We start from the raw sequence: 21,622 nt of genomic DNA, 5'->3' as shown, positions 1-21,622 counted from the left end.
CGATTATATTCCGCCGACGATCTTAGAGCAGAGACAGTTGTTGTGTTCCCGGCAGGGTACCACTACGCACTTGCACAAGGTGCTGGCGGATGGATTGCCCAATTATTTCTCCGAGCTTTGGTGGAACTGCGTTTACGATCAAGGTACCAAGGCGCTTAAAAGAGACTTGCTCGTCTTGTTTCAAGAAAGCATAATCGCGTGGAAACGATTGCAGTAGCGCGGCCTCGCGAAGACTGATAGCGCGATCTTGTTTTGGGTGACCAAACCGCCCATTACCAAATCCAAAACACTGAGTCGTCATGGTTGGTGCGGGCTTGTTCCACTCCATCCGACCATATACCGAAGGGTATGTCTTTCCGGTTTCGCGGACATGACAATCCGCTCGAAGGTCATTCGGCCAATCTCGCCACGTTCCCCCTGGTTTCGAAGCCTTCATTCTACGCAGATTGAGAGAGCTCAATGTCGATGATATATGCAAGGGATCACCATCAAATTGCTCTCCTGCCGCGATGGGAGGCAGATCGCCAATGGTATCCATTACAGTGACAATTTTTTTCTCGGTTGGTTCGATCAGCTCAATTCGCCCAAACTGAGAGGCCAATAACACCAATCGTTTCCTATTTTGGGGAATACCATAATCTGTACATGTTACTTCGCTCCAAGAAACCGTATAGCCGCTTTCCTCTAACCCTTGGACGAACTCGCTCCAAACGGCCTGGGTCGCCAAACCGCGAACGTTTTCCATGGTAACAATCTCTGGACGAACAGCCATGGCCAAACGCTGGAATTCACGTAGCAACGTCCACCGATGATCGACTGACTTACGGCTTTGTGAATAAGTGGAAAATGGCTGACAGGGAGCACACCCTGCCAATACACGAACCGAAGCATCGCCAAACCATTGTGTTAAATCTTCGGGAGCTAGGTCCGAAACATCCCGACACGCAAAAACAGCGTCAGTATTTGTTTCCAATGGATACTTGCAATTTGGATCAAGATCGACGCCCGCAGCCACGTGCAACCCGGCCATCTTAAGACCATAGGCCAGCCCACCCGCCCCGCAAAAGAGGTCGATGACTGCGGTCGTATCTTCTTGAACTACCATGTTAGAAACAGTCTTAGTCATATTATTTCAATATCCGAGTCGGACATCGTATTACCAGTGGGGCAGCACGCTAATTACGTTGAAAATTCACTATTTGATTTCTGGCTTCTGCGCACTCATTGATCCCAGTAGCATTCCCGCCAAATCCACGTAAATTACCCCCAGGGGATACCATCGGTTGCATAAATGCTGCTCCGGTTGCGCACAACGCGCATAACCGGCAGCTAAAAATACCGTCCCGGGGGAGATGCCGCATGCTTTTCGAGGTTTTTGTCGGTGCCATTTTCGTCGGCGGAACCATCGCGCTGACGCTCGCTTCCTATTTCCTGATGCGGTGGATCACCGGCGGCGAGGCCGAGACCCACGAAAAAGACCTGGCGAGCTCGGTCATCTTCCGCATTTCCGCGCTGCACGGGCTGATCCTGGCGCTGGTTTTTGCGCAGGAGATGATCGACTACCAGCAGCTCCGCTACCAGACCGCCACGGAGGCCAATGCCCTCGCCGACATCTATTTCGATGCCGGGCGCTATGGCGATGCCGAGAAGGGAGCGATCCAGAAGGAACTCAGCGATTATATCCGCGTCGTCGTCGATAAGGAATGGCAGGAACTTGGCGAGACCGACCGGCTGGCGCCGGAAGCCTGGGCGCAATGGGACGAGGCCTATCGCGCGGTTCTCGACCTCGTGCCAACAAATCCGCGCCAGCAAAGCCTGCGCGGCCACATGCTCGACCGCATCTATGTCGTTTCCGACAGCCGCACCAGGCGCGAGAGCACCGCTGCCGATACCATGAGCGCGATATTCTGGTTCGCCGCGCTTTCGGGCTTGTTCTTCATTTCGCTCGCCTATTATTCCTACCCGCCGCGGCGCCGAAATATCCTGCTGATTTCGATATTCGGCGCCTATACCGGCATCATCCTGTTTCTCATCTACGCCTTCTCCAATCCCTACAGCCCGCCGGCCGAGCTCAGTCCGGGCCCGCTGCTGCGGCTGCAGGAGCAGATCGCCAGCGCGGCGCCGCCGGCGCCAAGCTGATCAAGTGCGACCGGACCTTGCCTATTGTGAACTGTCGACGAAGCCGCCCGGTTCTGCCTTGTGCGGGATCGACCAGCCGAAATAGACCTCCGCGTCGGTGACCTTGCCCTCGCGAACGGTCAGGATTTCCGTGTTGCGGAACCTGTGGCCGTCGGTGCTGCTGCCCTCATAGGCAACAAACACCTTGTCGCCCGTGGGGACGAGATGGATGAATTCGAAACCCGCAATGATTTCGCTGTTCGGCCAGCAGCGTTCGAAAAAGATGGTGCGATCAATGCGGTTGTCGAGCGGGCTGGTGAAATGGAAATCCTCGGCAATCAATGGCTCGATCGCGGCGCGGTCCTTGGCAATCCTCCCTCGTGTGATGATCTATAATCCCGCCGGAGCTGCGAAGGTTCCGCGCCGCTTTGACATCCGGATTGTCCGCGTTATATATCGGCCATCCACCCGATGGAGTCCTTATGTCTTCTCAGTCTGAGTCCCGCTGAAGCCCAGCTTCCTTGAAGCTTGGGGCATGAAAACAGGAGCCCCGCGCCGGCATCACCGGCTGCGGACGAGTTTTCATGGGCTTTTGCCCGTTTTCCTCAGGACTACAGACATGGATATTTCGCGCGACGAACAGCGCATTCTTCACCTGCTCGCCCAGGGCGGCAAGATTCTGCTCGAAAAAGACCAACGCAAGACCATTGTCGAGATCATCTGCCTCACCCGCGATGGCTCCCGCTATATGGCCTGCGATCTTCGGCTGTTTCGCAAGTTGAAACAGAAAAGGGCAATCGCGTCCGCCGGTGGCGGGCCCTACCGGGTCACCCGGCGCGGGCTGCAACTGGTGCGCGCCGAGCTGGATAATCGGTAGCACCGTGGGTCCGGCCGGTTATCTCCCCCATTGAGGGGCCCGAAAGGCGGGCGAGCTCCGTGGCTCGCCCTGGTAGCGATTTCAGCACCTTAGCACTTGCTAAGTGCTAGAAATCGCAAGAGAGGGGATTCTTGACTTCAACAGAAAAGTATCCCCTTACTTGGATTTTCCAAGGATTTAGCAAGGGCTAAATCCGGGAAAATCCTTTCTCTCCCGCAAGGGAGAGAAATCGGATCAACCTCAAAAATCCTCCGCCTCGGGTATGCGCCCAAACGCGATCTTCGAGCCGATATAGTTGCCCGGGCCATTCATGGGCCCGAGGTTTAGCGCCTTCGAGCCGTGGCGCACGCGCACCTTGTCGAGTATATCCGAAACGCGTTCCGATTGGCCGCGCTGCTTCATGCTCGCGCCGGTGTCGAACAGGTCGCGGCTCGCCTCCTCCTCGCCGGATAGATCGTGCAGCACCACGGTGACATTGCTGATGTTGCGCATCTCGCCCGATTTCAGCAGTTTTGCGTGCAAATCATTGAGGCAATTCAGGAAAGTATGGTCGTCGCGCGCCGGGCGGAACTGGCCTTCCAGTGTCACGCGGCTGTCGCGCCTGACCCCGATCGTATAGCTCATGGCTCCGGCGCGGAAATGCGAGCGGCGCAGGCGGCGGGCGGCGCTGAGCGTCAGCAGCCTGGCGCATTGCAGCACCTTTTCCGGCGCGCGCCAGTCCGGCGGCAAATTGCGGCCATGGCCGAACATGCGTTTGACCGTCTCCGGCTTTTCCACCGCGTAGCCATGCAGCGCCGAGACAAAGCGCTCGCCCTCGACGCTATTCCAGATGGCGCGGGCGTGCTTCGGCGCGAGATCCCACAAACCGCGGATATCGGTGACGCCCGCCTCGCCCAGCCGCGTCTCCATGCCCTTGGAAATGCCCGGCAGATCGCGCAGTTCGAGGTCGAACAACCTTCCCGGCAGGTCGGCATGATCCAGCAGCACAAAACCGTCCGGCTTGTCCATTTCCGCCGCGATCTTGGCCAGGAGTTCATTGACCGAGATGCCGATTGAACAGGTGAGGATCGGCCCGATCTCGTCACGCAGGGCGCGCTTGATCCGCGCCACCAGCGCCTCGGCTTCGCGCGCCTCCGACGCCAGCAGGCTGCAGGAGACCTCATCGATGGAGCGCACCGAGGCAATCGGCACGCAGCGCTCGATCGTCTCGAGAATGCGGTTGTGCAACTTTACGTATACATCCGGTCGTGCTTCGATGAAGACGATGTCCGGACATTTCTCCCTCGCCTCGCGTACCGGCGTTCCCGTCTTGATGCCGAAGGGCTTGGCCTGGTGGCTCGCGGCGATGACACTGGTATGGGGCGAATCCAGCGGCACAACAGCAACCGCACGTCCCTGCAGCGCCGGATTGAGCTGCTGCTCGGCGCTGGCAAAGAAACTGTCGAAATCCAGATACAGCTTTTCAGGATGGGTCGGTTTACGCATGCTCGAAGCTCTCAACTGAGAACAAAACTAGAACATATGTGATATAGATATGAAATAGAAATCTGTAGGAGAAATGTCCAATCCTGACAAAAAACGATGATTCAGATGGCTCTTGCCGCATCGAGGATGCGGAATTGCGTGGTGGTCGAGCCGTTCCAGTGATTGAGAGCGAGGTTGCCGGCCACATGCATTGACTGGCCCAACTGATTGAAAAGGAAGTCGCCGAGTGGACTGCCGACCGCCCGGAACGCGATAGCGTTGATGCGCTTGCCGTCCGCTCCGGCCAGCGTCGCCTTGACATGGGCCGTGCCGACCATCCGGGCATCGACCAACCGGTGATGGGGCAGTACCAGAACCGGTTGCGGATGCCCGGAGCCGTATGGACCGGCCTTCTCCATGGTTTCATAAAGGGGCACAGTGGCGCCCGCGGCGCTCAACGCGCCATCGATGGCAAGGGATGCGTTGCCGCGGAGTTGGCCGACCATGTCGCTGGCATTCTCCTCGAAGAACGCCCTTAGCGCGCCCAACTTGCCCCGTTCCACCGTGATTCCTGCCGCCATGGCATGACCGCCACCCTTGACGAGAAGCCCCTGTTCAACCGCATTTCGCACCAGCCTTCCCAGGTCGAAGCCATTGATCGACCGGCCGGAACCGCTGCCCGTGCCATTGGCGTTGAAGGCGATGGCGAAAGCCGGGCGCCGCGTGCGCTCCTTTAGCCGCGCCGCAATAAGCCCAACGATGCCCGGATGCCAGTCGTCGCTGGCGGTGACCAGAACTGCCGGTCCCGCCCCGGCGGAGAGCTCGACCATCGCTTCCGTCTCGGCCTGTTCCAGCATGATGGTTTCCATCGCCTGGCGTTCCTGGTTCAACCGGTCGAGTTCCTCGGCAATACGCATCGCTTCGTTGGGGTCGTCGAGCGTCAGCAGCCTTGCGCCAAGCCCGGCATCGCCAATGCGCCCGCCAGCATTGATCCTCGGCCCGATGAGGTAAGCGAAATGAAAGGCATTCAACGGCTCGCCGATGCGCGAGACACGCGCCAGCGCGGCCAGTCCGACGTTCTGCTGGGCCCGCGCCACCAGTATGCCCTTGACGACGAAGGCCCGGTTGAGCTCCTTCAACGGCACTACATCGCACACGGTCGCCAGCGCCACCAGATCGAGCAGCGACAGGAGGTCAGGCGCAAGCGTGCCGGTGGCGATGCGCTTTTCGCGTATGATCCGCAGCGTTTGCACCAGTGTGAGGAATACCACCCCTGCAGCGCAGAGATGACCTTGGCCGGAGAGATCGTCCTCCCGGTTCGGATTGGCAACAGCATGCGCCGCAGCCGGCAATTCGCCGCCTACCTGATGGTGATCGAGCACCACCACTTCGGCGCCTGCCGCCTTGGCCGCCTCAATCGCCGCCGCGCTGTTGGTGCCGCAATCGACCGTGACAATGAGCGACGCCTGCGCCGCCAGCTCCTGCATCGCCGACGGATTGGGACCGTAGCCCTCGAAGATCCGGTCCGGAATGTAAATCCGGTTGGCAATGCCGTAATGGGTCAGGAAACGTGACAGGATAGCCGAAGAACAGGCGCCGTCGACGTCATAGTCGCCAAAAATCGCAACTTTCTCATGCCCGGCGATAGCCTTGGCGATGCGCTCCGCTGCCCTATTCATATCAGTCAGCGAAGCTGGATCCGGCATCAGGCCCTTGATCGTCGGCTCCATGAAGGAAGCCGCCTCGTCCAGACCAACACCCCTGCCCGCCAGAACGCGCGTCACCAGATCGGGAAAACCATGGTTCTGCGCCATGGCAAGCGCGATATTTGCCTCGCGCTGTCCCAGCCGGTCGACCCATTTCAGACCGGTTGCCGATTGTTCAACGCCGAGGAAGAGCCGTTCAGAAATCATCTGAAGGTTCAATCATCCGGCGGCAATGAATGCAATGCTTCGAAAGATGTATCCAACGGCAATCGCAGACAGTGGCTCAATTCCCCGCCGGCAGCGCCAGCTCGCTTATGGCCTGAGCCATCGATGAGGCGAAATCGGCGAGCTGGCGGTCAACCACGCCTTTCGAACTGAGCCTGTAATTCATGACCGGCTGAATCAGCATGTAGCGGCCAAGAACACCAGTCGCACAGACCAGAAAATCATCCTTCTTTTGGGGATCATCCGAACTGACGCAAGCCATGGCCCGATTGCCGTAACTGATATTGGTTCGTACCGCGATCTGGTTGGGCTGGCTGCTATGATATTGAAAAGCCTGATCGAGAAGGCTGCGCACCACAGGATCGTCCGGCCCGTCCCTGACAGGGTACATGCCTGCAACATTGCTGGCGCGGACACCATTGATCGACACGATCGCACGCGCGTCCACACCTCCATATTCCACGGTAGCGCTGAAGTTTTGCGGATCACTGGTGCGGCTGATCACAGTAAAGGGACCCGAGGTTTCAGGAAGTCCAACCAGAATGTCACCGGAACGATAGCCCTGAATGAGGTCAAGATCCGCTTCCTGCGCTTGCAGCGAAGAAACAGCGGCCAAAACAAGGACCGCCGACAATACACTACATGCTATTCCGTACCGGATATTCATGATTGTCCTATCGGAATGAATTCCTCTGAGATCAAAATAGCAAAAATCATTTGATCCCAATAGGGTACAGTCACACTTGATCACGAAACTGGGTTAAAAAGCAAAACTGCCGGTCCCTTTCGGAACCGGCAGTCCATGTAACTGACCAAAGTGTTCTTACTGGAACTTGGACAGATCCTGGTGCTTGGCCTTGATTTCGCGCACTGTTTGGGAATGCGAACGCATGACAACCGTATGGGTCTGGATGTAGTCGCGCGCAAACTTGACGCCGGAAAGCATATTGCCATCTGTAACGCCCGTCGCGGCAAAGAGCACGTCGCCCTTGGCCATTTCTTCCATCGTATAGATCTTCTTCGGATCGCTGATGCCCATCTTGGCAGCGCGGGCGATCTTGTCGTCGCTGTTGAGCTGCAGGCGTCCTTGCATCTGGCCGCCGATGCAACGCAGCGCTGCAGCAGCCAATACGCCCTCAGGTGCACCGCCAATGCCGATATAGATGTCGATCCCGGTTTCATCCGGGTCCGTCGTATGGATGACGCCGGCCACGTCGCCATCGCCGATCAGGCGAATGGCAGCGCCGGTTGCACGCACTTCCTCGATGAGGCGGGCATGACGCGGACGATCCATGATGCAGGCTGTGATTTCACTGAGGGGTACGCCCTTGGCCTTGGCCACGGCAGTGATATTCTCGATCGCCGGTGCATCGAGATTGATGATCCCGGCCGGATAGCCGGGTCCAACGGCAATCTTTTCCATGTATACGTCGGGTGCGTAGAGGAGATTGCCTTTTTCAGCGATTGCAATGACGGCAAGTGAATTCGGCAAGTTCTTGGCACAGATCGTCGTGCCTTCCAGCGGGTCAAGCGCGATGTCGACCGCCGGTCCGTTGCGCGTTCCAACTTCCTCACCAATGTAGAGCATCGGCGCTTCGTCGCGTTCGCCTTCGCCGATCACGACAGTACCGGAGATGGGCAGGCGGTTAAGCTCCTGGCGCATCGCGTCAACAGCCGCCTGATCGGCCGCCATCTCGTCGCCGCGCCCGCGCAGCCGCGCTGCAGCAACGGCCGCACGCTCGGTTACACGCACTAGCTCAAGGGTCAGAATACGATCGAGACCTGCTTCAATCTGGTCGGAATTTTTCGGCATAATGTTTCCTGCGTTGGTGTCGATTTGCCATATTTCGAATAAATACAGCGTTCCTTAGCATCGGTATGCAAACCTTTTGTCAAAGTCACAACCGTGCGGCAAGAGCCGACGGGCAAGAAAATCCCCTCGCCGAAAAAGCTAATCGATTAAACGGTGTAGCCGGGTTTTTAGAACAGGATTAACCCGCACGCTCGATGCGTATCATCTGCGGCTTGTCAGTCGCGTGGCCATCCTTGACGATGCCTTCAAGCGCTTTCTTGACGGCCGCCTCGGTTGTCTCGTGTGTCACGAGGATGACCGTTTTGGTTGCCTCGGGCTGGTCGTGAGCGCTTTGACGCTGCACAATCGATTCCAGCGAAATGTCGTTGTCGGCCATACGCTTGGCAATCGCGGCAAACACACCCGCGCGGTCATGCACAGTCAGGCGGATGAAGTAACCACCCTCATGCGCGCGCATCCTGGCACGCTTGTAAGGCGCAAGCGCCTTGGCAGGCGTCCCAAACACCGGGCCATGCTGGAAGCCCGGACGGCTCTTCGCGATATCGGCAAGATCGCCAATAACCGCCGAGGCTGTGGCTGCGCCGCCGGCACCGGGGCCGGACAGAAGCAATTCGCCAAGCAGATCGGTTTCGATCGCCACCGCATTGGTCACGCCATGGACCTGCGCGATGACGGACTCGACCGGCACCATGGTCGGATGAACACGCTGTTCGATGCCGCTGTCGGTCTTCAATGCAACACCCAGGAGCTTGATGCGGTAGCCGAGTTCGTCTGCCGCCTTGATGTCGGCGAGCGAAATATTGCTGATGCCTTCGAGATAGATGTCGTCAGCCGCAATCTGAGTGCCGAAAGCCAGACTCGTCAGGATCGCCAGCTTGTGCGCCGTATCATTGCCCTCGATGTCGAAGGTAGGGTCGGCCTCGGCATAGCCAAGGCGCTGCGCATCAGCGAGGCAATCCTCGAAGGAAATGCCCTCGTCCCACATGCGCGTCAGGATGTAATTGCAGGTACCATTCATGATGCCATAGACGCGCGAAACCGTGTTGCCGGTCAGTGACTCGCGCAGCGCCTTGATGACGGGAATGCCGCCGGCTACCGCCGCTTCGAAGTTGAGAAGCACCCCCTTGTCTTCTGCAATCTTGGCGAGCGCAACACCGTGCTTGGCCAGCAGCGCCTTGTTGGCCGTGACGACGTGGCGGCCGGACCTGAGCGCTGCCTCAACCGAGGCCCTCGCCGGGCCCTCGTCGCCGCCGATGAGTTCGATGAAAACATCGATATTGTTGGACCTGGCCAAAGCAATCGGATCGTCGAACCAGGTCGCCGACGAGAAATCCACGCCGCGGTCACGCTTTGCATCACGCGCCGAGACGGCAGTCACAATAATTTCCTTGCCGCACTGACGGGTGAGCATTTCGCCCTTGTCACGCAATATTTTCAGGACCGAGGCACCAACCGTGCCCAGTCCGGCGATTCCCACGCGCAGCGCTTCACTCATCATTCAATTCCCTGAGATTTTCTGAAGCGGCGCCGGACGGCGCCGCGGATTCCCTTGACGTGCGTCCGATCAGCGACGCAGGTTCAACGGAATGACGTTGTGCAGTTTTTCGTCGGCGGTTGCAAGAAACCGCTTGAGACTGCGGGCTGCCTGACGGATCCGGTGTTCGTTCTCCACCAAGGCAATACGGATATAATCATCGCCATGTTCGCCAAAGCCGATGCCAGGGGCAACAGCGACATCCGCATGTTCGATCAGCAGTTTGGAAAACTCGAGCGAGCCAAGGCTGCGGAATTTTTCGGGAATTGGTGCCCAGGCAAACATGGTGGCGGCAGGCGCGGGGACCTCCCAGCCGGCACGGGCGAAGCTCTCCACCAGCACCTCACGGCGATGTTTGTAGATATTGCGCACTTCGGCAATGTCGGAGCCGTCACCGTTCAGCGCAGCGGCAGCAGCGACCTGGATCGGCGTAAACGCACCATAGTCAAGATAGGATTTGACCCGCGTCAGCGCCGAGATCAGCCGCTCATTGCCGACGGCAAAGCCCATACGCCAGCCGGGCATGGAGAATGTCTTCGACATCGACGTGAATTCTACGGCGACATCGATCGCGCCAGGTATCTGCAGGACCGATGGTGGCGGCGTGTCATCAAAGTAGATTTCGGAATAGGCCAGGTCTGACAGAATGATGATTTCATTCTTGCGGGCGAAAGCCACGACGTCCTTGTAGAAATCCAGCGAAGCGACATGTGCGGTCGGATTGGACGGATAGTTGAGAATCAGCGCCAGGGGCTTCGGGATTGAATGGCGGATGCCGCGTTCCAACGCCGGAATGAACTGGTCGTCGGGTTTAGCAGGAATTGAGCGGATAACTCCGCCGGACATGATGAAGCCGAAGGCGTGGATCGGATAGGTGGGATCCGGGCAAAGTACCACATCCCCCGGCGCCGTGATGGCCTGCGCCATATTGGCGAAGCCTTCCTTGGAGCCGAGTGTCGCCACGACCTGCGTATCGGGGTTGAGCTTGACGCCAAAACGGCGATCGTAATAGGCAGCCTGCGCCCGGCGCAGACCGGGAATACCCTTGGAAGAAGAATAGCGATGCGTGCGCGGGTCCTGAACGGCTTCGCACAGCTTGTCGACGATGCCCTGTGGCGTCGGCAGATCCGGATTTCCCATGCCAAGATCGATAATGTCCGCCCCCGCGGCTCGCGCGCTCGCCTTGAGGCGATTCACCTGTTCAAAAACGTAAGGTGGCAGGCGGCGAACTTTATGAAATTCTTCCATAGGGTTGGGTCCGGTCAATAGGGTTGAATGTGCGCGTGCGCTATACACCGAAACGCCGCTGGGGTCGAGCAATCATTGCGGATAGCAATCGTTTGCGCCCAACCCCGCCACATCCGCTTTCGCGCCTGACCGTGAAATCGTGTGAGGGAAGCCACCGGTGGTTGAAGCGCATCTTCGTAGAATTGTGATGCTAGCCGTAGAGCGCCTATTCGGAGCGGGTTTTTGAGCCCGTAAGAAGCAGAGGGCGATTATGGGCTTACAGCTTCCCCTCGATCGCCTTCAGATCTTCTGCCTGCTGCTTTTTAAGGAGTTGCATCTCCGCTTGCCTGCGGGCCGCGACCGCGGGATCCGACGACGGACCAACCTGGCTGTTTTTCGCTGCAGTGGTCCTTGATCGCAAGGCTTCCTTTTCTTCAGGCGTAAATTGCGTCGTCTCGCCTTTCGGATCCGGGGTAAAATGCGGATATGTCCCGGTGTTTACGGGACCGGTCAAGGGGGAATTGGACATGGGCGCAGGAGGCGTATTGGCGCAAGCACCCAAACCAGCAATCAGAACGGCGCCAACCGACAAGCGCAAGATGGTTTTGACCGGAGTGTTCATCGTGTGTCCTGACTGCAAAAAACGATATTCATCATGGTGATAAGAATTGCACGTTAGAGGGATAGCACCAATTCATGATATGATGTCAATATTGCTTTAGCGGCGGGAGGGAGCGACTATATGGATAATCAAGGCGGCAAGAGCAGCAAGACCCCAAACCTTGATAATTATGTCGTCAAGGATCCAGAGGCCTTTGCGCGCAATGTCGCCCATATGATCGAGCAAGCCGGCAAAGCTGCGTCCGCCTGGGTCGAGCCACGCGAAAAGGGGCTGAAGCGCGATACGCTGGCCGATCCTGTCACCGATGTGGTGAAAACGCTCTCCAAGGTTTCCGAATACTGGCTGTCTGAACCGGCGCGCGCGCTGGAGGCGCAAACGAAGCTGTTCGCGAACTATATGGCGATCTGGTCGAATTCCATCCGTCGTATGGGCGGCGAAGAGGTCGAAGACGTGGTGACGCCTGAAAAGGGCGACAAGCGCTTCACCGACGAAGACTGGGGCAAGAACGCCTTTTTCGATTTTCTCAAACAAGCCTACCTGGTCACGGCGCGCTGGGCCGGAGATCTGGTTGAGAATGCTGAAGGGCTCGACGATCACACGCGGCACAAGGCCGCTTTCTATGTCAGGCAGATAACCACGGCCGCATCGCCAAGCAATTTCTTGCTGACCAATCCGGAACTCTACAAAGAAACAGTTGCGAGCAACGGCGAGAATCTCGTTCGTGGCATGAAGATGCTTGCGGAAGACATTGTCGCCGGCGGCGGCGACCTGCGTTTACGCCAGTCAGACCTGACCAAGTTTGCGCTCGGCGAGAACGTGGCAACAACGCCGGGCAAGGTCATCGCACGCAGCGACGTGGCAGAAATCATCCAATATGAGCCAACCACAAAGGACGTGTTGAAGCGCCCTCTTCTGATCTGTCCGCCCTGGATCAACAAATTTTACATTCTCGACCTCAATCCGGAAAAGTCCTTCATCAAATGGGCCATTGATCGCGGGCATACGGTCTTTGTCATCTCATGGGTCAACCCCGATCAGCGCCACGCATTGAAGGACTGGACGGCCTATATCAACGAGGGGCTGCGGTTTGGTCTGGATACGATTGAGAAGGCCACCGGTGAAAAAGCCGTCAATGCCATAGGCTATTGCGTCGGAGGTACGCTGCTGAGCGCTGCGCTGGCGCTGTTTGCCAGGGAAGGTGAAGACCGGATCAAGAGTGCAACCCTGTTCACCACGCAAGTGGATTTTACCCATGCTGGCGACCTGAAGGTTTTTGTCGACGAGGACCAAATCAGGGCCCTTGAGAACGCAATGTCAGCGGAGGGTTACCTTGACGGCACGCGCATGGCGACCGCGTTCAATATGCTGCGCTCCGGCGATCTCATCTGGCCCTATGTCGTCAACAACTACATGCGCGGGCGCGAGCCGGTACCTTTTGATCTTCTCTATTGGAATGCCGACGCTACACGCATGAGCGCGGCGAACCACTCTTACTATCTGCGCAATTGCTATCTGGACAACAACCTCGTGCGCGGGATGATGCAGCTTGCCGGCGAAAACCTCTCGCTCGGTGACGTCAAGATCCCGATCTTCAATCTTGCTGCCAAGGAGGACCATATCGCACCCGCACTTTCAGTCTTTACCGGCTGCCAGTATTTTGGCGGCGATGTTACCTATGTGCTTGCGGGTTCGGGCCATATCGCCGGTGTCGTCAATCCTCCGGAGAAGAACAAGTACCAGTACTGGACAGGCGCGGCGCCCGTTGGTTCTTTCGACGATTGGCTGGCCAAGGCTAGTGAACATCCCGGCTCATGGTGGAAACACTGGGAAAAATGGATCGAATCGCAGGACAAGAAACGTGTTCCTGCCCGTAAGCCTGGCGAAAATAACATGGAGATTCTTGCCGATGCGCCCGGAACCTATGTACGCGTGCGTGTATGAAAACAACCGGTTCCAGTCTGTGAAATCGCTTCAAGAAGACTTCTCGACAATGGCAAGAAAGTGGCCAATCACGTTTTCGCCTCATTCTACGTATACTTGACGCCTTGTGCAGATGATAAAAGTTCATTAACTCTGGCGACTCTCTGCCGGTGTTATTTGCACTTCAATAGAACTTCGCGAGCTTTCTGCTCTTACAAAAGCGGACCGGACTGAACAGCTACGGGGCCGGAAAAGACGAGACGGGGGAATCGTTGAACATACTGCCAGCTTCAGTTTCGGCCCTTCGGGCGAGCACGGTTGCATGCGTCCTCGTGCTTTCTGCTATGGCCGCTACTTCTTGCACTTCGACTGGACCAAGCCCCAGTGTTACTTCTGCTTTGGCCGTCACCCCGGAAAATTCCCCAACCAGCGATTCAAAGCATGCCGCCGATTCTTCCCTGCCATCAAGCGGAACTGAGACCGTTGCTCCGGAAGCGCTTGCCCTGGCAGGCACCACCGAGACCAACGCCCTGAAGGCTGTCACAGAGGCCGCCAAACCCAGTGACGGCAAGCCCGCGCAGATCGCCGGCGCAACGCCCTCGCCCACAGCAGAAACGCAGCAAGCAGCTGCTCCTGCCGAGATGAAGCCCGCCGTCAAGTCATCCCTGTTCGGATCGAACACCCCAGCCAAAACAGAAGAGACACAAGAGGTCGCAGGTGCGGCTGCCGCTGTGGCGCCGCCCGTCAGAACTTCCTTGTTTGGCAGTTCAACAAGGACGCCGCCTGCCCCGCAGCCCGCCCAGCCACAGGAGACGCAGCAATCGACTGCTGCTGATAAGGATGGCGCCAAACCCACGAATGCCAAAGCTGGCGACGCTGCTGAAACCAATACGGAGCAGGCTGCAACGCCCGAAAGGAAGCCGCCGTCCGGCAGGGATAATGGCCTGCTCGTCCGGCTCTTTGCCAACAACCAGGCAAAATCGCCGGTAAGCCGCCAGGTTGCGGTCATCCAGCCAAAATCACAGCCGCAGCTCCGGGCGGTTGAAACCCCGGTACAGACCGCATCGGCGCTTCCGTCCGCCGAATCATTTGCTGGCAAAACGGAACATCTGTCATCGCTGCCTGGCGTGCGGCCCAATGCCGGCATCCAGATCATGCAGCGCGACAGTCTTTATGCCGATGATGACATCGAAGCAGCTGGCGCACCATTGATTCTGGCGTCGGCGGCAGGTCTGGCGCGCCTTGCACCGAACGGCCTCAAAGTTCAACGCGAAAGCGTACAGGTTGCCTGCCTCAAGCCGCAGCTCGTCGGTATCCTCAAGACTCTCGAGCGCCGCTACGGCAAATCGGTAATTGTTACCTCCGGCTATCGCAGCCCACCCTATAACCGCCTGGTAAACGGCGCCAAGGCCTCGCTGCACATGTCCTGCGCCGCAGCGGACATTCAAATTCCTGGGGTTTCCAAGTGGGAATTGGCTAATTTTGCGCGGTCCATGTCAGGACGAGGTGGAGTTGGCACCTATTGTCATACCGAATCAGTACACGTCGATATTGGTCCGCGGCGCGACTGGAACTGGCGCTGCTCACGCCGGCGGGCCTAAATTCACCTACGAAATACTTTGCCGATGAGGGGTGGGACCCATCTATCCGGCCCGCGAATTGAACAAGTTCCATTTTTTCGAAAAAAAACGCTTTATGGGGTTGCGGCGGAAAACCTGTTTCACTATAAGCCGCTTAACCGAGCGGCGCCCATCGTCTAGCGGTTAGGACGGCGCCCTTTCACGGCGCAAACAGGGGTTCGATTCCCCTTGGGCGTACCAGGTTTTTTCCAGGAAGATCAAAGCTTTACGGCGCGAAACTCTCACGGTTTTGTGTTCGTCTGCAATGAAAACGGCCAGCTGCAAATGAGCCGGCCGTTTGCGTATTCTGTTGTCCAGCCTAGTTTGCTGGTGCCGGCTTCGCCGGATCTGGAGCCGGGGTGGCTGGTGCGGGAGCGGGCGTTGTCGGTTCGGATGTGGTCGCGGGCGGTGTGGTTGTGCCTTCTGACGGCTTGTTGTCACAGGCCGCCAAAGTTAATGCCGCGACAGCAACAAACGGTAGGAAAAACTTGAGTTTCATCATGTCTCCTCCTGATGGGTTTCGTCCCTGCACATAGCATGTGACAGACTTGTGGATTAGAACAGTCCAGTTTTTTCAAGCTTTGTCACCGGCTGTTAGACAAAGTTATGAGACCGAAATCATGAGCTGACCTATCATAAATCACTGCCGCCACTCATATCTGCGGCAGCAGGGTTCGAATCAACCTCCACTCGAGCCCGATTCTCCCACCCCAGAGCAAACTAACCTGCCTTTCAAAAGGCAGGTTTTTTTATGGAAGACAGGCGCCGCCTGGACCACGACCCACGATTGTTATGACGTTCGAGGTCGGCTAAACCGTTGCGATGATCTTCACGTCCCCTCTCGTCACCGGCCGGCTGGTTCAACGCTATAAGCGCTTTCTCGCCGATATCATCCTGGATGATGGTAATCCCATTACCAGCTCGGTTCCCAACACCGGTTCGATGCTTGGGCTGACCGATCCTGGTATCAGGGTCTGGCTGTCGCTTTCGAACGACACCAAACGCAAATATCCGCACACATTGCAGATGGTCGAAGCGCAGGGCACAATTGTCGGCATTAACACCGGCCTTCCCAATCGCATTGCGGAAGAAGCAATCCTGTCGGGCTTGCTGCCCACGTTGACGGGCTACGGCGAACTGAAACGCGAGCAGAAATACGGTATCAATTCGCGCATCGATATACTGCTGCATGATGGGGAGCGTCCCAGCGCCTATGTCGAAGTCAAGAACGTGCATTTTTCGAGGACGAATGGCCTGGCGGAATTTCCCGATTCTCCGACTGCACGCGGCGCAAAACATCTGGACGAACTTGGCAACATGGTTGAAAGTGGCCATCGTGGTGTCATGCTCTACGTCATCCAGCGTGGAGACTGCGATAGCTTGAAAATCTGCGGTGACCTCGATCCCATTTATGCCGCTGCTTTTGAGCGGGCAATGCGGCGCGGGGTTGAAGCTTACGCATTAAAATGCCACATCACGCCTACCGGCATTGCTGCAATCAGCACGATGCCAATTATCGACTGACGTCAAGCGGACAGCATAATGGTCACCTATCTCGATGCGCAAAGCGCGCCCCTTAAGAACACCGGGCAGATCAGGCTTCACGGCCCGGAAGGGTTTGAGGCTATGCGCAAGGCGTGCCAGTTGACAGCACGCTGCCTGGATGAGCTAGCATCGATCGTCGCGCCGGGCGTGACGACGAACACGATCGACAGATTCGTCTTTGAATTCGGTGCCGATCACGGCGCGCTGCCCGCAACGCTGAATTACCGCGGCTATACCAAATCCAGCTGCACGTCGATCAATCACGTGGTCTGCCACGGCATTCCAGATGACAAGCCATTGCGCGACGGTGATATCGTCAACGTGGACGTGACATATATCCTCGATGGCTGGCACGGCGATTCAAGCCGCATGTATCCCGTCGGCGAAATAAAACGTGCTGCCGAGCGGCTAATGGAAGTTACCCACGAAAGTTTGATGCGCGGTATAGCAGCTGTACGGCCCGGTGCCCGCACTGGTGCTATCGGCGCCGCAATCCAATCCTACGCAGAGTCGGAACGCTGCTCGGTCGTGCGTGATTTCTGCGGCCATGGCGTCGGCCAGCTTTTCCACGACACCCCGAACATACTGCATTACGGCACACCGAACGAAGGCGTCGAACTGCGCGAGGGCATGATCTTCACCATAGAGCCGATGATCAACCTAGGCCGCCCGCACGTAAAAGTTCTCGCCGACGGCTGGACGGCGGTTACCCGCGACCGCTCGCTGACTGCGCAATATGAGCACACGGTTGGCGTCACCAATAATGGCTGCGAGATCTTTACACTGTCGCCGGCCGGTTTGTTCGCGCCGGGATTGAAACTCGAATAGGAACGCGAGGCAAATGAGCGAAGAAAAGCCAGAACCGACTTTCTTCCTCAACGAACCCTCGACGAAACTCTCCTCCAAACAACCTGCCGTTGAGCCAGAAGCGCGAGAGCGCAACGCGGAGCAGAAGACCGAGCCGGCGGAAGATCCCCCGCATTATCACGGCCACCGCGAGCGGATGAGAGAACGATTTCAAAAAGTCGGCCATGCAGGATTTGCCGATTATGAGATGCTGGAAATGCTGCTCTACCGGTCGTTCAAGCAGGGCGATACAAAACCCTTGGCCAAGGCGCTGCTTGCCCGTTTCGGCTCGATTGCCGAGGTCCTTGGCGCACCGGAACATCTGCTGCTGGAAGTGAAAGGTTGCGGGCCGGTTGCGGCCTTCGATCTTAAATTCGTCTCCGCCCTCACCCACCGCATGATCCGCAGTGATATTCGGGAAAAGACCGTATTGAGTTCGTGGAGTAAAGTCATGGATTACTGCGTAGCGGCCATGGCGCACGAACCGCGCGAACAGTTTCGCATCCTGTTTCTAGACAAGAAAAATGCTTTGATCGCCGATGAAGTGCAGCAAGTTGGAACTGTGGATCACACGCCCGTCTATCCGCGCGAGGTCATTGCGCGGGCCCTGCAACTTTCCGCCAGCGCCATCATCCTGACGCATAACCACCCTTCCGGTGATCCGACACCCTCCAAAGCCGATATCGACATGACCAAGACCATCGCCAATATTGGTGCGCAGATGGGCATCGTCGTGCATGATCACATCATTATCGGCAAGAATGGCCATGCCAGTCTCAAAGGTCTGAATCTTTTCTAGCCGAGCGCAAACATAATCAAATGCGCCACACCAAAAGCCCTTATCCCGGTTCCGTGCTAAATGGAGGTTTGAATGAATCCGGTTGAGAAGGCGATTTGGTTTATCGAAGGTCACTTTGCCGAGGACATTACACTGGACGATATTGCGGCCTCGGCCGGCATATCCCGCTTCTACATGTCCCGCGCATTCGCCGTTTTCACAGGCCGTTCTGTCAGTGGCTACTTGCGCGGCCGGCGGCTGACCGAAGCGGCGAAGATCCTTTCCAAGGGTGCCCCGGATATTCTCTGCGTCGCTCTCGGCGCCGGATACAACTCCCATGAAGCGTTCACCCGGGCCTTTCGCGACCAGTTCGGTTTCACGCCGGAACAGGTCCGTACGCAAGGCCATGTCGAAAACATTCCAATGGTGGAGGCACTCAAAATGGATGAATCATTTGTTGTAAATCTCGAAACACCCCGCACCGTCGAGGGCAAAGCAATGCTCATCGCTGGCATCGGTGCCCGCTATAATTGTGAGACCAGCAAGGCGATCCCGTCCCAATGGCAGCAATTCAATGCCTATGCGGGCAATGTGTCCGGCCAGGTTGGCGACATTTACTACGGCGTCTGCTGCAACAGCGACGAAGAGAACAATTTCGACTATATTGCGGGCGTGGAAGTTACGGACTTTTCCGATCTTCCGGACGAATTCAGCCGGGTGCGCATTCCCGCACAGCGGTATCTGGTTTTCACGCATCGGGACCACATCTCGTCGATCCGCAGCACCATGATGACCATCTGGGGCAAGTACCTGCCCGAATCCCGGCATGAAGTTGCCGACGCACCGAATTTCGAGCGATACGGCCCCGAATTCGACCCACGAACCGGCAATGGCGGCATGGAGATCTGGATTCCGATCAAGAACTGACATCAAAAGTGGGGGTTGCGGGAGTTCCATCCCCACCCCCTGTTTTTCGCTCATTTATCATGACATCTCGCTGTCAGCACGAAATCCGCTATGATCAACTGCGGTTACGCGACTGGAGTGCATACCATGCTGCAAGCCTGCTTGAACGGTGGACGAACACGCGACTTTCATCCTGCGGTGCCCTATACGGCGGCAGAACTCGCCAAAGACGCAGCAGCTGCGGTGGCGGCGGGTGCAAGCGAACTGCACATCCATCCTCGCAGTTCCAGCGGTGCCGAGAGCCTCGATCCCAACGACACGGCAGAGGCAATACTTGCAATCCGTCACAATGTACCGGGCACTCCCATCGGACTTTCGACCCATTGGCGCATACCGCCCGGTGGCACGGCACGCCAGGGACAGATCGAGCGGTGGCAGGTACTTCCTGATTATGTTTCCGTCAATCTTATCGAAGAAGACGCTCCGGACGTGATCTCACTGATTCTCGGCAAGGGCATTGGGGTGGAAGCCGGACTTTGGTCCATCAGTGATGCCGAGCGCTTCGTGACATTGCCTGACGCCAGAAAATGCCTTCGCGTGTTGATTGAAATCAACGAACAGGACATCGACGAAGGCCTGGCCGCTGCAACGGGAATCATATCGGTCCTGGCGCGAGCCAAATTCAGGCTTCCCATTCTGATGCATGGCGATGAAGCGAGTGTGTGGCCGATGTTCAGAGAGGCCATGGCTCGAGGCTATGACAGTCGCGTTGGGCTTGAGGATGGCAATCTCCTTCCCTCGGGCAAGAAAGCCGCCGGCAACGCTGATATCGTTGGTGCGGCGGTTCTTCTGGCGCGTGCGTACTGAACAGGTCACTCAAGGCAAGAAAAAAGGCCGCTTGAAGCGGCCTCTTTATGATCGGAACGGTGAAGCTTATGCCTCGTCGTCGGACTTCTTCTTGGCGGCTTTCTTCGGCGCCGCCTTCTTGGCAGGCTTCTTGGCCTCGCCGGGCTTGGCATCCGCCTCGTCGTCAGCCATCAGCTCTTCCTTGGTCACCTTCTTGTCGGTAACAGTGATGTTCGAAAGAAGGTGATCGACAACCTTTTCCTCGAAGATCGGAGCGCGCAGATTGTTGACCGCTTCCGGAGTCTTGCGGAAGAATTCATAGATCTGCTGTTCCTGGCCGGGATAACGGCGAACCTGGTCGTAAACGGCGCGCTGCAATTCTTCCTCAGTTACTTCGATGCCGGCCTTGTTGCCGATTTCGGAAAGAACGAGGCCCAGGCGCACACGGCGTTCAGCCAGTTTGCGGTATTCTTCACGAGCTTCTTCTTCCGTCGTATCTTCGTCTTCGAAGGTCTTGCCGGCTTCCTGAAGATCGTTACCGATCTGTGCCCAGATGTTATTGAACTCGGCATTTACCAGGCGTTCCGGCGATTCGAACTTGTATTCGCCATCAAGCGCATCCAGAATCTGACGCTTTACCTTCTGGCGGGTGAACGTGCCGTACTGGCTCTCGATCTGTTCACGGATGACCTGACGCAGGCGGTCCGCACTTTCGATGCCGAGCTTCTTGGCGGTCTCGTCGTTGATTTCAAGTTCGCCCGGCTTGGCAACTTCCTTGACGGTGATGTCGAAGGTTGCGTCCTTGCCAGCAAGATGGGCGGCACCATATTCGGCCGGGAACGTCACGTTGATCTGCTTTTCGTCGCCAGCCTTGACGCCGATCAGCTGGTCTTCGAAGCCCGGAATGAACTGGCCAGAACCGAGAATAAGCGTTGCATCGCTGTCAGCGCCGCCGTCGAAGGGAACACCGTCGACCTTGCCGAGGTAGTCCATGGTAACGCGGTCGCCGCTTTCGGCCTTGCCCTTCTTCGTTTCGAAGGTCTGGGCAGAACTTGCAACGCGCTTGACTTGCTCTTCGACTTCCTCATCGCTTACGTCGACAACTTCACGCGTGACGCTGATCTTAGAGGTATCCTTGATCTCGATCGCAGGCAGAACCTCGTAGTTCAGCGAAAATTCAAAATCCGCCTCGCCGCTCAAGACCTTTTCCGCTTCCTTCTCGTCTTCGGTCATGACGACTTCAGGCTGGGTTGCCGACTTTTCGTTGCGATCGGCAAGGATCGAGCGTGATGAATCGCTCAAGATCTCATTGACAACTTCAGCCATGAACGACTTGCCATACATCTTGCGTAGATGGCTCATGGGCACTTTGCCGGGGCGGAAGCCGTTAATACGCGCCTTGGCGCTGGCGCCTTGGAGGCGTTCGGAAAGCTTTGCTTCCAGATCCTTGGCCGGAACAACGACCTTGATCTCGCGCTTCAGCCCTTCATTGAGCGTTTCAGTAACCTGCATGTCCAAACCTTCACTTTTTTAACATTTGTCCCGCCGTCTCCGGCTTGGTTGCCAATTTGCGGGA

At 57.2% G+C, this 21,622-nt stretch carries 20 protein-coding genes and 1 tRNA gene; 10 read left to right on the top strand and 11 right to left on the bottom strand.

What is annotated here, in order from left to right; translation table 11 throughout:
- Positions 1–22: 22 nt before the first annotated feature.
- Positions 23–1,126 carry a DNA cytosine methyltransferase gene (locus CU103_RS06890; RefSeq protein WP_106663152.1) on the bottom strand — a complete coding sequence of 368 codons (1,104 nt, stop codon included), beginning with the start codon at positions 1,124–1,126 and terminating at the stop codon, positions 23–25.
- Positions 1,127–1,359: 233 nt separating this feature from the next.
- Here CU103_RS06890 and CU103_RS06885 point away from each other — a divergent pair, with 233 nt between their 5' ends.
- Entirely contained in the window at positions 1,360–2,139 is a 780-nt protein-coding gene (locus tag CU103_RS06885; protein ID WP_106663151.1) for a bestrophin-like domain, read from the top strand.
- 21 nt (positions 2,140–2,160) lie between these two features.
- On the opposite strand, the gene CU103_RS06880 is transcribed toward CU103_RS06885, so the two are convergent.
- Entirely contained in the window at positions 2,161–2,460 is a 300-nt protein-coding gene (locus CU103_RS06880) for a nuclear transport factor 2-like protein (RefSeq protein WP_210203716.1), read from the bottom strand.
- A 277-nt stretch (positions 2,461–2,737) separates the two neighbouring features.
- On the opposite strand from CU103_RS06880, the gene CU103_RS06875 reads away from it, so the two are divergent.
- Positions 2,738–2,995, top strand: coding sequence for a YjhX family toxin (locus CU103_RS06875; RefSeq protein WP_106663149.1), 258 nt, complete (start codon positions 2,738–2,740; stop codon positions 2,993–2,995).
- 240 nt (positions 2,996–3,235) lie between these two features.
- Here CU103_RS06875 and CU103_RS06870 read toward each other — a convergent pair whose 3' ends face one another.
- The 7 genes from CU103_RS06870 to CU103_RS06840 form a co-directional block, all read right to left on the bottom strand.
- Entirely contained in the window at positions 3,236–4,480 is a 1,245-nt protein-coding gene (locus CU103_RS06870; protein ID WP_106663148.1) for a Y-family DNA polymerase, read from the bottom strand.
- A gap of 101 nt (positions 4,481–4,581) precedes the next feature.
- Positions 4,582–6,372 carry a single-stranded-DNA-specific exonuclease RecJ gene (recJ, locus tag CU103_RS06865; RefSeq protein ID WP_106663147.1) on the bottom strand — a complete coding sequence of 597 codons (1,791 nt, stop codon included), beginning with the start codon at positions 6,370–6,372 and terminating at the stop codon, positions 4,582–4,584.
- Positions 6,373–6,448: 76 nt separating this feature from the next.
- A complete protein-coding gene (locus tag CU103_RS06860; RefSeq protein WP_146147753.1) occupies positions 6,449–7,006 on the bottom strand; it encodes a hypothetical protein in 558 nt (185 codons plus the stop codon).
- Positions 7,007–7,213: 207 nt separating this feature from the next.
- The gene (gene glpX, locus CU103_RS06855; RefSeq protein ID WP_106663145.1) at positions 7,214–8,203 is read right to left on the bottom strand and encodes a class II fructose-bisphosphatase; all 990 of its coding nucleotides are present in this window, start codon (positions 8,201–8,203) and stop codon (positions 7,214–7,216) included.
- A 178-nt stretch (positions 8,204–8,381) separates the two neighbouring features.
- On the bottom strand, positions 8,382–9,698 hold the full coding sequence (locus CU103_RS06850) for a homoserine dehydrogenase (RefSeq protein WP_106663144.1): 1,317 nt from the start codon (positions 9,696–9,698) through the stop codon (positions 8,382–8,384).
- 69 nt (positions 9,699–9,767) lie between these two features.
- Complete coding sequence (locus tag CU103_RS06845) at positions 9,768–10,985, bottom strand: LL-diaminopimelate aminotransferase (RefSeq protein ID WP_106663143.1); 1,218 nt, start codon at positions 10,983–10,985, stop codon at positions 9,768–9,770.
- Positions 10,986–11,241: 256 nt separating this feature from the next.
- Complete coding sequence (locus CU103_RS06840; RefSeq protein ID WP_106663142.1) at positions 11,242–11,586, bottom strand: hypothetical protein; 345 nt, start codon at positions 11,584–11,586, stop codon at positions 11,242–11,244.
- Between the two features lie 120 nt (positions 11,587–11,706).
- Here CU103_RS06840 and CU103_RS06835 point away from each other — a divergent pair, with 120 nt between their 5' ends.
- From CU103_RS06835 to CU103_RS06825, 3 genes are all read left to right on the top strand, one after another.
- Entirely contained in the window at positions 11,707–13,527 is a 1,821-nt protein-coding gene (locus CU103_RS06835; RefSeq protein WP_106663141.1) for a PHA/PHB synthase family protein, read from the top strand.
- A gap of 323 nt (positions 13,528–13,850) precedes the next feature.
- Positions 13,851–15,107 (top strand): YcbK family protein, encoded by a 1,257-nt coding sequence (locus tag CU103_RS06830; protein WP_106663348.1) that lies wholly within the window; start codon positions 13,851–13,853, stop codon positions 15,105–15,107.
- A gap of 144 nt (positions 15,108–15,251) precedes the next feature.
- Positions 15,252–15,326, top strand: a tRNA-Glu gene (locus CU103_RS06825).
- Between the two features lie 118 nt (positions 15,327–15,444).
- On the opposite strand, the gene CU103_RS06820 is transcribed toward CU103_RS06825, so the two are convergent.
- Positions 15,445–15,627: a hypothetical protein gene (locus CU103_RS06820; protein ID WP_210203715.1), complete on the bottom strand. Its 183-nt coding sequence runs from the start codon at positions 15,625–15,627 to the stop codon at positions 15,445–15,447.
- A 320-nt stretch (positions 15,628–15,947) separates the two neighbouring features.
- On the opposite strand from CU103_RS06820, the gene sfsA reads away from it, so the two are divergent.
- The 5 genes from sfsA to CU103_RS06795 all read left to right on the top strand — a co-directional run bounded on the left by sfsA (position 15,948) and on the right by CU103_RS06795 (position 20,067).
- The gene (gene sfsA / locus CU103_RS06815) at positions 15,948–16,649 is read left to right on the top strand and encodes a DNA/RNA nuclease SfsA (RefSeq protein WP_106663140.1); all 702 of its coding nucleotides are present in this window, start codon (positions 15,948–15,950) and stop codon (positions 16,647–16,649) included.
- Positions 16,650–16,667: 18 nt separating this feature from the next.
- On the top strand, positions 16,668–17,498 hold the full coding sequence (gene map, locus CU103_RS06810; protein ID WP_106663139.1) for a type I methionyl aminopeptidase: 831 nt from the start codon (positions 16,668–16,670) through the stop codon (positions 17,496–17,498).
- 13 nt (positions 17,499–17,511) lie between these two features.
- Entirely contained in the window at positions 17,512–18,315 is an 804-nt protein-coding gene (radC, locus tag CU103_RS06805) for a RadC family protein (protein ID WP_106663138.1), read from the top strand.
- A 72-nt stretch (positions 18,316–18,387) separates the two neighbouring features.
- Complete coding sequence (locus CU103_RS06800; RefSeq protein ID WP_106663137.1) at positions 18,388–19,221, top strand: AraC family transcriptional regulator; 834 nt, start codon at positions 18,388–18,390, stop codon at positions 19,219–19,221.
- Positions 19,222–19,347: 126 nt separating this feature from the next.
- Entirely contained in the window at positions 19,348–20,067 is a 720-nt protein-coding gene (locus CU103_RS06795; RefSeq protein ID WP_106663136.1) for a 3-keto-5-aminohexanoate cleavage protein, read from the top strand.
- 66 nt (positions 20,068–20,133) lie between these two features.
- On the opposite strand, the gene tig is transcribed toward CU103_RS06795, so the two are convergent.
- Positions 20,134–21,558 (bottom strand): trigger factor, encoded by a 1,425-nt coding sequence (gene tig, locus CU103_RS06790; protein ID WP_106663135.1) that lies wholly within the window; start codon positions 21,556–21,558, stop codon positions 20,134–20,136.
- Positions 21,559–21,622: the final 64 nt, after the last annotated feature.

It is taken from the genome of Phyllobacterium sophorae (assembly GCF_003010965.1).
In the GTDB taxonomy this organism is placed as follows: domain Bacteria; phylum Pseudomonadota; class Alphaproteobacteria; order Rhizobiales; family Rhizobiaceae; genus Phyllobacterium; species Phyllobacterium sophorae.
Note: the sequence above shows the minus strand (reverse complement) of the source record. Positions and strands in the feature narration are given on the sequence as shown.

What these genes read in the sequence shown, in the direction of transcription:
- tig (WP_106663135.1), bottom strand. Translation starts at nt 21,558, where the DNA reads ATGCAGGTTACTGAAACGCTCAATGAAGGGCTGAAGCGCGAGATCAAG.
- CU103_RS06820 (WP_210203715.1), bottom strand. Translation starts at nt 15,627, where the DNA reads ATGATGAAACTCAAGTTTTTCCTACCGTTTGTTGCTGTCGCGGCATTA.
- CU103_RS06850 (WP_106663144.1), bottom strand. Translation starts at nt 9,698, where the DNA reads ATGAGTGAAGCGCTGCGCGTGGGAATCGCCGGACTGGGCACGGTTGGT.
- CU103_RS06835 (WP_106663141.1), top strand. Translation starts at nt 11,707, where the DNA reads ATGGATAATCAAGGCGGCAAGAGCAGCAAGACCCCAAACCTTGATAAT.
- CU103_RS06795 (WP_106663136.1), top strand. Translation starts at nt 19,348, where the DNA reads ATGCTGCAAGCCTGCTTGAACGGTGGACGAACACGCGACTTTCATCCT.
- CU103_RS06845 (WP_106663143.1), bottom strand. Translation starts at nt 10,985, where the DNA reads ATGGAAGAATTTCATAAAGTTCGCCGCCTGCCACCTTACGTTTTTGAA.
- CU103_RS06840 (WP_106663142.1), bottom strand. Translation starts at nt 11,586, where the DNA reads ATGAACACTCCGGTCAAAACCATCTTGCGCTTGTCGGTTGGCGCCGTT.
- CU103_RS06830 (WP_106663348.1), top strand. Translation starts at nt 13,851, where the DNA reads ATGGCCGCTACTTCTTGCACTTCGACTGGACCAAGCCCCAGTGTTACT.
- CU103_RS06885 (WP_106663151.1), top strand. Translation starts at nt 1,360, where the DNA reads ATGCTTTTCGAGGTTTTTGTCGGTGCCATTTTCGTCGGCGGAACCATC.
- radC (WP_106663138.1), top strand. Translation starts at nt 17,512, where the DNA reads ATGAGCGAAGAAAAGCCAGAACCGACTTTCTTCCTCAACGAACCCTCG.
- sfsA (WP_106663140.1), top strand. Translation starts at nt 15,948, where the DNA reads ATGATCTTCACGTCCCCTCTCGTCACCGGCCGGCTGGTTCAACGCTAT.
- CU103_RS06875 (WP_106663149.1), top strand. Translation starts at nt 2,738, where the DNA reads ATGGATATTTCGCGCGACGAACAGCGCATTCTTCACCTGCTCGCCCAG.
- CU103_RS06870 (WP_106663148.1), bottom strand. Translation starts at nt 4,480, where the DNA reads ATGCGTAAACCGACCCATCCTGAAAAGCTGTATCTGGATTTCGACAGT.
- map (WP_106663139.1), top strand. Translation starts at nt 16,668, where the DNA reads ATGGTCACCTATCTCGATGCGCAAAGCGCGCCCCTTAAGAACACCGGG.
- CU103_RS06890 (WP_106663152.1), bottom strand. Translation starts at nt 1,126, where the DNA reads ATGACTAAGACTGTTTCTAACATGGTAGTTCAAGAAGATACGACCGCA.
- CU103_RS06800 (WP_106663137.1), top strand. Translation starts at nt 18,388, where the DNA reads ATGAATCCGGTTGAGAAGGCGATTTGGTTTATCGAAGGTCACTTTGCC.
- glpX (WP_106663145.1), bottom strand. Translation starts at nt 8,203, where the DNA reads ATGCCGAAAAATTCCGACCAGATTGAAGCAGGTCTCGATCGTATTCTG.
- recJ (WP_106663147.1), bottom strand. Translation starts at nt 6,372, where the DNA reads ATGATTTCTGAACGGCTCTTCCTCGGCGTTGAACAATCGGCAACCGGT.